At 76.3% G+C, this 8,525-nt stretch carries 9 protein-coding genes; 6 read left to right on the top strand and 3 right to left on the bottom strand.

Features of this window, described 5'->3' with window-relative positions; all coding sequences use genetic code 11:
* The first annotated feature begins 187 nt into the window (after positions 1–187).
* Both ACI8AD_RS24680 and ACI8AD_RS24675 read left to right on the top strand, forming a co-directional pair.
* The gene (locus tag ACI8AD_RS24680; protein ID WP_456873172.1) at positions 188–610 is read left to right on the top strand and encodes a PaaI family thioesterase; all 423 of its coding nucleotides are present in this window, start codon (positions 188–190) and stop codon (positions 608–610) included.
* Positions 611–695: 85 nt separating this feature from the next.
* On the top strand, positions 696–2,294 hold the full coding sequence (locus tag ACI8AD_RS24675; RefSeq protein WP_456873171.1) for an AMP-binding protein: 1,599 nt from the start codon (positions 696–698) through the stop codon (positions 2,292–2,294).
* Positions 2,295–2,336: 42 nt separating this feature from the next.
* Here ACI8AD_RS24675 and ACI8AD_RS24670 read toward each other — a convergent pair whose 3' ends face one another.
* Both ACI8AD_RS24670 and ACI8AD_RS24665 read right to left on the bottom strand, forming a co-directional pair.
* On the bottom strand, positions 2,337–2,939 hold the full coding sequence (locus ACI8AD_RS24670; RefSeq protein WP_456873170.1) for a hypothetical protein: 603 nt from the start codon (positions 2,937–2,939) through the stop codon (positions 2,337–2,339).
* 72 nt (positions 2,940–3,011) lie between these two features.
* A complete protein-coding gene (locus ACI8AD_RS24665; protein ID WP_456873169.1) occupies positions 3,012–3,995 on the bottom strand; it encodes an AraC family transcriptional regulator in 984 nt (327 codons plus the stop codon).
* Between the two features lie 155 nt (positions 3,996–4,150).
* Here ACI8AD_RS24665 and ACI8AD_RS24660 point away from each other — a divergent pair, with 155 nt between their 5' ends.
* The 3 genes from ACI8AD_RS24660 to ACI8AD_RS24650 are packed head-to-tail and all read left to right on the top strand — an operon-like array spanning position 4,151 to position 6,540.
* Positions 4,151–4,828: an NAD(P)-dependent oxidoreductase gene (locus ACI8AD_RS24660; protein WP_456873173.1), complete on the top strand. Its 678-nt coding sequence runs from the start codon at positions 4,151–4,153 to the stop codon at positions 4,826–4,828.
* A gap of 29 nt (positions 4,829–4,857) precedes the next feature.
* The gene (locus tag ACI8AD_RS24655; RefSeq protein WP_456873168.1) at positions 4,858–5,850 is read left to right on the top strand and encodes an NAD(P)H-quinone oxidoreductase; all 993 of its coding nucleotides are present in this window, start codon (positions 4,858–4,860) and stop codon (positions 5,848–5,850) included.
* A gap of 39 nt (positions 5,851–5,889) precedes the next feature.
* Entirely contained in the window at positions 5,890–6,540 is a 651-nt protein-coding gene (locus tag ACI8AD_RS24650) for a TMEM175 family protein (RefSeq protein WP_456873167.1), read from the top strand.
* On the opposite strand, the gene ACI8AD_RS24645 is transcribed toward ACI8AD_RS24650, so the two are convergent.
* Positions 6,537–7,766, bottom strand: a complete 1,230-nt coding sequence (locus tag ACI8AD_RS24645; protein WP_456873166.1) for a cysteine desulfurase-like protein — start codon at positions 7,764–7,766, stop codon at positions 6,537–6,539. The genes ACI8AD_RS24650 and ACI8AD_RS24645 overlap by 4 nt on opposite strands.
* Positions 7,767–7,864: 98 nt before the next feature.
* Here ACI8AD_RS24645 and ACI8AD_RS24640 point away from each other — a divergent pair, with 98 nt between their 5' ends.
* Positions 7,865–8,416 carry a bacterial proteasome activator family protein gene (locus ACI8AD_RS24640; protein ID WP_456873165.1) on the top strand — a complete coding sequence of 184 codons (552 nt, stop codon included), beginning with the start codon at positions 7,865–7,867 and terminating at the stop codon, positions 8,414–8,416.
* Positions 8,417–8,525 lie beyond the last annotated feature (109 nt).

Below are 8,525 nucleotides of genomic sequence, written 5' to 3'. Positions count from 1 at the left end.
GCCCCCCCCGCCCCCCCCCCCCCCCCCCACCCCCCCCCCCCCCCCCCCCCCCCCCCCCCCCCCCCGGCCCCCCCCCCCCCCCCCCCCCCCGGCACGATCAGGTCACCTGATCGTGCGGCACGGCGCGCGCCACGGGACGGCCGACTCCGCCGCCCGGTGACCCGCGCCGGCGCTACGGTTCCCGCCCGTGGCCGCCACCGGGTTCCTCACCGCCGACGAGCTCAACGAGCTCCTGCCGGGCACGCTGCCGGGACTGCTGGGCCTGGCGGTCACCGCGCACGAGCCCGGGCGTCTGGAGGCCGCCCTCGACGTGCGCCCCGAGCTGCTCGCGCCCAACGGCTACCTGCACGCGGCGACCGTGGTCGCCCTGGCCGACACCGCCTGCGGGCTGGCCACGCGCGCGCTGCTGCCCGAGGGCGCGGTCGGCTTCACCACCATCGAGCTGAAGAGCAACTTCCTGGGCACCGTCCGCGAGGGCCGCATCCGGACGGTGGCCACCAACGCGCACGCCGGCCGCTCCACCCAGGTGTGGGACGCCGTCGTCACGTCCGACGCCCGGAAGACGCTCGCGCTGTTCCGGTGCACCCAGTCGGTGCTGTGGCCCCGATGAGGTGACCGGCGAGTAACCCCCGTGTCCTGCGCCACAGCCCGGGTGTGAGACTGGCGCCGTTACGTCCCCGCCGAGGAGGAGCACCGTGGCTCTGGCCAGTCGTTACCCCGACGTCGAGATCCCGGACCTGTCGGTCCCTGACTTCGTCCTCGCCGCGGGGCGGGAGAAGCCCGACGCGCCCGCGCTGGTCGACGGCCTGACCGGCGACTCGATCAGCCACGGCCAACTGGCCACCTACGTCGACCGGGTCGCGGCCGCGCTCGCCGCCCGCGGGCTGCGCAAGGGCGACGTCGTCGCGGTGCTGTGCCCGAACACCATGTGGTACCCGGTGGTGTTCCACGGCATCGCCAAGGCCGGCTGCGTGATGAGCCCGATCAACTCCCTCTACACCGCCCACGAGGTCGCCTTCCAGCTCAAGGACTCCGGCGCGAAGGTGCTCGTCACCGTCTCGCCGTTCCTCGACCGGGCACTGGAGGCCGTCGAGCAGGCGCCGGTCGACGAGGTGATCGTCATGGACGGCGCCGAGGGGCACGCCTCGCTGCTCGACCTGATCAGCAGCGACGCGCCGTCGGTGCAGGTCGACATCGACCCGGCCAACGACCTGGTCACGCTCCCCTACTCCAGCGGCACCACCGGCCTGCCCAAGGGCGTGATGCTGACCCACCGCAACCTGGTGGCCAACGTCGCCCAGTGCCGCCCGCTGATCCAGCTGGGCGCCGACGAGCGGATCATCGCCGTCCTGCCGTTCTTCCACATCTACGGCCTGACCGTGCTGATGAACCAGGGGCTGGCCTGGGGCGGCGCCGTCGTGACGCTGCCGCGCTTCGACCTCGAGCAGTTCCTGCGCACCATCCAGGACCAGAAGATCACCCGCGCGTTCGTGGCCCCGCCGATCCTGCTGGCGCTGGCCAAGCACCCGATGGTTGACCAGTTCGACCTGTCGTCGCTGACCTCGATCCTCTCGGGCGCGGCCCCGCTGGACGAGGCGCTGGCCCAGGCCGCGCAGGCGCGGCTGCGCCGCGGCGCCGACAGCGGCGTCACCGTGGGCCAGGGGTACGGCATGACCGAGCTGTCCCCGGTCTCGCACACCACCCCCGACCACGGCGGCGAGCCGGAGGGCTTCACCGGCGAGGTCCCCAAGGGCTCGGTGGGCCTGGCGATCCCCAACACCGAGTGCCGGCTGGTGGACCCCTCCACCGGCGAGGACGCCGCCCCCGGCGAGCGCGGTGAGCTGTGGGTGCGCGGCCCCCAGGTGATGAAGGGCTACCTCAACAACGAGAAGGCCACCGCCGACACCCTCGACGCCGACGGCTGGCTGCACACCGGCGACGTCGCCATCGTGGACGACAACGGCTGCTACACCGTCGTCGACCGGGTCAAGGAGCTGATCAAGTACAAGGGCTACCAGGTGGCCCCGGCCGAACTCGAGGCCGTGCTGGTCGGCAACCCGCAGATTGCCGACGCCGCCGTCATCGGGGTCAAGGACGAGGAGAGCGGCGAGGAGCTGCCCAAGGCCTTCGTGGTGCGGGCGCCGGGCTCGGAGATCAGCGAGGACGAGGTCATGGAGTTCGTGGCCTCCCGCGTGGCGCCGCACAAGAAGATCCGGGCGGTGGAGTTCATCGAGCAGGTGCCCAAGTCCGCGGCCGGCAAGATCCTGCGCAAGGACCTCAAGGCACGCGTCTGACGACCGATCCCGCAGAGCGCCGACGCCGTCCCCGGCCGCCCGTCACCGGGCCCCGAGGACGGCGTCGCGCGTCGCGGCGTGGCGCCGGGCGCCCAGCCGCAGGGTGAGCAGCTCGGCGCGGGAGGCGGTCCGCAGCACCGCCGCCTGCTCGGCGGGGTGGCAGGCGTCGAGCAGCCAGGGCAGGGCGAACAGCGCCTGACGGGCGCCGCGCCGCGCGGGGCCGGGGAGCGCGGCGGCCTCGCGCAGGCGGGCCTCGACGAGGTCGGCGAGATCGGTCAGGGCGAGCGCGAGAGCGGGCGCACCGGCGCTCAGCTCGCGGGCGAACAGCGCCAGCGCCAGGTCGGTGCGGGCGAGGACGGCGTCGAGGGCGACGTCCCCGTCGCGGCGCAGCCCCGGGTGCGCGCGGACCTCGGCCACCACGCCGGCGGTCCAGCGGACCAGCTCGCGCTGCCGGGCCGCGCAGCACGGGTCGTCGAAGGCGACGCCGGTGAGCGCCTCGGCGGCCAGCCGGGTCCCCGAGCGCAGCGCGCGGGACACCAGCGCGGGGTCGCTCAGGGAGGTCACCGCGCGGCCGCGCGTGGCCGGCAGCGTGTCGTGGTCGGGGGTGCGCGGCGCCGGGACGCGGACGGGGGTCGTCGTGGTCATGGCGCAGACGGTGCCGCCGGGCTCCTGCAGCGCACTTGCGAGCAGCTTGGACGCCGTCCCGCGGGCCGCCGGTCAGCCCGCGGCCCCCGACGGCACCGGCTCCCCCGCCGCGGTCGGAGGCACGCCGACGACGCGCTTGTAGGCGCGGGAAAAGGCGGCCTCCGACTCGTACCCCAGACGCCCGGCCAGCTCCCCGACCCGGGCACCCTGCCCGAGGGCGACCGTGGCCAGGTGCATGCGCCAGCGGGCCAGGTAGTGCATCACCGGCTCCCCGGCCAGCTCGGTGAAGCGGGCGGCGAACGACGACCGCGACATCCGGGCCTCCCGCGCCAGCCGGCTCAGGGTCCACGCCGCGCCGGGGTCGCGGTGCAGCAGCGCGACCGCCCGCCCCACCTGCGGGTCGCGCAGGGCCCGCAGCCAGCCGGGACCCGTCGCCGCGGTGTCCAGCCACGCCCGGACGGCCTGCAGGACGACGACGTCGGCGAGCCGGGTGACCACGGCCTCGGCGCCGGGCCGGTCCTCGGCCACCTCGTCGGCGAGGACCCGCAGCAGCATCGGCAGCCAACCCGTGGAGGCCCCGTTGCCCGCGTCGAGGACCAGCACCGGCGGCAGGAGGCCGAGCAGGTGGGCCGCCCCGGGCCGGTCGGGTTCGACCACCCCGCAGACCATCCCCGTCGCGGCACCGCCGCCGTCGAGCCGCAGGACGGAGTAGTGGTCCCCCAGGTACCGCTGGGGCAGCAGGTCGGCCCGGCCGGAGACCGGCGCCTCCGGGGCGCTGCGCAGCAGGTGGCCGCGGCCGTGCGGGACCAGGGCCAGGTCGCCGACGCGGAGCTCGTGCCGGTCGCCGTCGACCTCCAGGACGCAGGCGCCCCGGGTGACGACGTGGAAGCTCATGCACCCGGCGAGCGCCGGCATCTCGACGCCCCAGGGCGCGGTCGCCTCCGCCCGGCAGTAGAAGGTGCCGCGGATCCGCAGGTCGGCGAGCACCCCGCCGAGCGGGTCGACCGGCGTCCACGGCCGGCCGGGATCCGCGGAGGTCTCCTCGTTCGCGTGCACGGCACCAGCCTGCTGAGCGCCGCACCGGGCGTCCAGGTCCGCCGGACGAACGGGCACGGACGCCGGACGCGCGGTCATGGGCCGGGACCGGCCGGCCCGCCAGGCTCGACGGCGACCGGCCACGAGGGTCGGCAGGACCGTGAGAGGTGAGCGGGATGCACGTGCTGGTGGTGGGAGCGACGGGCGGGTCCGGACGGGCGGCGGTCGAGGCGCTGACCGCGCGGGGACACGAGGTGACGGCCTTCGCCCGGCGGGCGTCGGCCGCCCGGGCCGGACGTCCCGGCGTCCGGGCCGTGGACGGCGACGCCACGGTGCCGGCCGACGTCGCGCGGGCGGTCCGCGGGCAGGACGCGGTGGTGGTGACCCTCGGCATCAGCGAGCACCCGCTGCGGGTGCGGCTGCGGGGCAGCCGGGGCACGCCGCTGGACGTGCGGTCGCGCGGCACGGCCGCGGTGGTCGCCGCCATGCGCGAGCAGGGCGTGCCGCGGCTGGTCGTGCAGTCGTCCTACGGCGTCGGGGAGACGCGCGACCGGCTGCCGCTGTCGGCCCGGCTGGTGTTCGCGCTGCTGCTGCGGCCGCAGATCGACGACCACGAGCGGCAGGAGCGGCTGGTCCGGGACAGCGGCCTGGACTGGACGATCGTCCAGCCGGTCTACCTCACCGACGGCGACGAGCCGGCCGCGACCTCACCGACCGGGGACACCGCGGGGATGCACGTCTCCCGGCGCGCGGTGGGCGAGGTGCTGGCCGACCTGGTCGCCGCGGACGGGGGCGGCAGGTGTGTCACCGTCTCCGGCGCGGCGGCGTCCCCGGCTCCGGCACCGAGCACCTGAGCGGGCGTCCGGCCTCCTAGGGTCGGTGCATGCGTGCGGTGACGACCAGCGGACCCGGCGGACCCGAGGTGCTCGGCTGGGGTGAGGTCCCCGATCCCGTGGCCGGCCCGGGCGAGGTCGTGGTCGACGTCGCGGCCAGTGCCGTCAACCGGGCCGACCTGATGCAGCGCGCCGGCTCCTACCCGCCGCCCCGGGGCGCCAGCGAGGTCCTGGGCCTGGAGTGCAGTGGCGTGGTCAGCGAGGTCGGCGAGGGCGTCGTCGGCTGGTCGGTGGGCGACGAGGTGTGCGCGCTGCTGGCCGGGGGCGGCTACGCCGAGCGGGTCGCCGTCCCGGCCGCGCAGCTGCTGCCCCGCCCGGCCGGGGTGGAGCTGGCCACCGCCGCGGCGCTGCCCGAGGTCGCCTGCACGGTGTGGTCCAACGTCTTCCAGCTCGCCGGCCTGCGCCGGGGCGAGACCTTCCTCGTGCACGGCGGGTCCAGCGGCATCGGCACGATGGCGATCCAGCTCGCCGTCCGCGCCGGGGCACGGGTGTTCACCACCGCCGGCAGCGCGGCCAAGCGGGCGTTCTGCCGGGAGCTCGGCGCCGAGGTGACCGTCGACTACACGGCCGAGGACTTCGTCGAGCGGGTCCGCGAGGAGACCGGCGGCGCCGGGGTCGACGTCGTGCTGGACAACATGGGCGCGAAGTACCTGGCCCGCAACGTCGACGCCCTCGCCGTCGGCGGCCGGCTGGTGGTCATCGGCCTGCAGGGCGGCGCGCGGGCCGAGCTCGACCTCGGGAAGCTGCTGGCGAAGCGGGCGTCGGTGGCGGCGACGGCGCTGCGCTCGCGCCCGGTGACCGGACCCGGCGGCAAGGACGCGATCGTCGCCGCGGTGCTCGCCCACGTCTGGCCCGACGTCGAGCGCGGCGTGGTGCGGCCGGTGGTGGACCGCCGGCTCCCGATGTCCCGTGCGGCCGAGGCGCACCGCGTCGTCGAGGCGAGCGAGCACATCGGGAAGGTGCTGCTGCTCCCCGACGCCTGACCGCCCCTGGTGCAGGGCGCGGGGTGCGACCCTGCGGGCGTGGCTGACGACCTCCCCGACCCGCGGTCGCCGCGCTTCGCCCGGGGGACACCGGAGTTCGACCGCGCGCTCGCCTTCTCCGACGGGACCTACGCCGTCGCGCTCACCCTGCTCGTCACCACCCTCGACGGCACGGACCGTGCCGGCGCCTGGGCCGATCCCGCCGCCCTGTGGGCGGCGATCGGGACCGAGCTCGTGGCCTTCTTCGTGGCCTTCGCCATCGTCGCGTTCTACTGGCGGGCCAACCACGCCTTCGTCGCGCGGCTGCACCACCTCAGCGGGCGCCTCGTCACGGTGGACCTCGTGCTGCTCGCCTTCGTGGTGCTGCTGCCGTTCAGCACCGACGCGATGGGGGAGCACCAGGAGCCGCTGGCGACGGCCGTCTTCGCCGCGAACGTCGCGGTGGTCTCCTCGACGGAGGCGGTGATGTACGTGCTGGCGTGCCGGACCGGCCTGGTCAGCGCGCCGCCGTCACCGCGGCGGATGCGGCTGGAGCTGGTCCCCCAGCTCGTGCCGCCGGCGTTCTTCCTCGCGTCGATCCCGGTGGCGTACCTGGTCTCCTCCTCCGCCGCCCGGCTGTCGTGGCTGGGACTGCTCGTGGTCAACCCGGTCGTCGGCGTCCTGGTCCGCCGCCGCGCCGCCGGCGCCTAGAGCAGCGCGCCGCGCAGGGCGGCCACGGAGTCGATCACGTAGCCGACCTCCTCGGCCGTGGTGTAGTGCGCCAGCCCGAGGCGGACCGCGCCGCCGGCCTCGTTGACGCCGAGGGCGTCGAACAGCTCGCGGGCGTAGAAGTCGCCGTCCCAGGCGCAGATGCCCCGGCGGGAGAGCTCGGCGGCCACCTGGCGGGGGCGCATGCCGGAGACGGTGAACGACAGGGTCGGCGTGGTGTGCTCCGGGAAGCCGACCACCTGCACGTGCCGCATGGCGCGCAGCGCCTGGTCCAGCCACTCGAACAGGCCGCCCTCGTACGCGGCGACGGCGGTCATGGAGTCGCGCAGCCGGTCCCGGCGGCTGCCGGTGGCGTCCTCGCAGAGGCCGGCCAGGTGGTCGACGGCGGCGGTGACGCCGGCGTAGAGCTCGAACGGCGGCGTGCCGTTCTCGAACCGGTCGGGCACCCGGTCGGGCGCGGGCAGCAGCCGGTCGGGGTCGAGCTCGGCGAGCAGCTGCGGGTCGGCCACCACCGCGCCCACGTGCGGCCCGCACCAGGTGTAGGCCGAGACGGCGAGGAAGTCCGCGCCCAGCGTGGCCCGGTCGAGGAAGACGTGCGGCGCGGCCTGCACGGCGTCGACGTAGACCAGCGCCCCGACGGCGTGCGCGCGGGCGGCGATCGAGGCGACGTCGGGGCGGGTGCCGATCGCGTTGCTGGCGGCGGTGACCGCCACCAGCCGGGTGCGCGGGGTGATGAGGTCGTCGTACTGCCAGGCGGGCAGCTCACCGGTCTCGATGTCGACCTCCGCCCACCGGACGACGGCGCCCACCTGGGCGGCCGCGGTCAGCCACGGCCGGATGTTGGCGTCGTGGTCGAGCCGGCTGACGACGACCTCGTCGCCGCGGCGCCAGGTGCGCGCCAGCGCCCGCGCCACGGCGTAGGTCAGCGTGGTCATGCTGGGCCCGAGGACGACGCCGGTGGGGACCCCGCCGACCAGGTCGGCCACCGCGGCGCGGGCGCCGGCCACCAGCCCCTCGGTGCGCGACGACGCGGGGAACACCCCACCGCGGTTGGCCACCGGCACCCGCATCGCGGCGGACACCGCGTGCACCACGCTCTCGGGCAGCAGGGTGCCGGCCGGGGCGTCGGTGTGCACGAAGCCGTCGGACAGCCCGGGGAACTGGCCGCGGACGCGCGCGACGTCCAGCCGTGGTTCCCCCGGGTGCATGCGGGCGACCCTAGTTGGCGCCGTCCGGGGCCCGCGCCGCCGCACCGGGGCCCAGCGCCCGGCGTTCGCCCGCCGACGGCGGGGGGCAGGATGGGGGCATGACGGCACCCGGCAACGGCAGTGAGCGCCCGCAGCAGGTCCTCGTCGTCGGCCCCGACGGGCGGCCGGTCGGCGCGATGCCCGTGCCCGCCGCCGGCCCCGCGGGCGGGGAGGGCGAGGCGGGCGGCTCGAACATCGGTGAGATGGTCGAGCAGCCGGCCAAGGTCATGCGGATCGGCACGATGATCAAGCAGCTGCTCGAGGAGGTCCGGGCCGCGCCCCTCGACGAGGCCAGCCGCGCCCGGCTGCGCGACATCCACGCCTCCTCGATCCGCGAGCTCGAGCAGGGCCTGGCGCCGGAGCTCTCCGACGAGCTGCGCCGGATCACCTCCCCGTTCAGCGAGGACCAGACGCCGTCGGACGCCGAGCTGCGGATCGCCCAGGCCCAGCTGGTCGGCTGGCTGGAGGGCGTGTTCCAGGGCATCCAGACGGCGCTGTTCGCCCAGCAGATGGCCGCCCGCGCGCAGCTGGAGGAGATCCGCCGTCGCGCCCTGCCCGGCGGCCCCGGCGCCGCCGCCGAGCCCCGCCCCGGCGGCGGCCAGTACCTGTAGGGGCTCCGCTGGGATCAGGTGACCTGATCGTCGGGGGGGGCCCCGCCCCCCCCCCCCGGGGGGGGGGCGCGCGGCCGGGGGGGGGGCGCCCGGTGTCTTAATGTGTACC

The sequence above is a fragment of the Geodermatophilus sp. SYSU D00766 genome (genome assembly GCF_054049915.1).
The sequence above is the reverse complement of the archived record's forward strand: the minus strand, read 5'-3'. Positions and strand labels throughout refer to the sequence as shown.

Bases quoted from the DNA above. Each gene is read 5' to 3' on its own strand.
- ACI8AD_RS24670 (WP_456873170.1), bottom strand. From the start codon at position 2,939: ATGACCACGACGACCCCCGTCCGCGTCCCGGCGCCGCGCACCCCCGAC.
- ACI8AD_RS24660 (WP_456873173.1), top strand. From the start codon at position 4,151: ATGCACGTGCTGGTGGTGGGAGCGACGGGCGGGTCCGGACGGGCGGCG.
- ACI8AD_RS24655 (WP_456873168.1), top strand. From the start codon at position 4,858: ATGCGTGCGGTGACGACCAGCGGACCCGGCGGACCCGAGGTGCTCGGC.
- ACI8AD_RS24645 (WP_456873166.1), bottom strand. From the start codon at position 7,766: ATGCACCCGGGGGAACCACGGCTGGACGTCGCGCGCGTCCGCGGCCAG.
- ACI8AD_RS24640 (WP_456873165.1), top strand. From the start codon at position 7,865: ATGACGGCACCCGGCAACGGCAGTGAGCGCCCGCAGCAGGTCCTCGTC.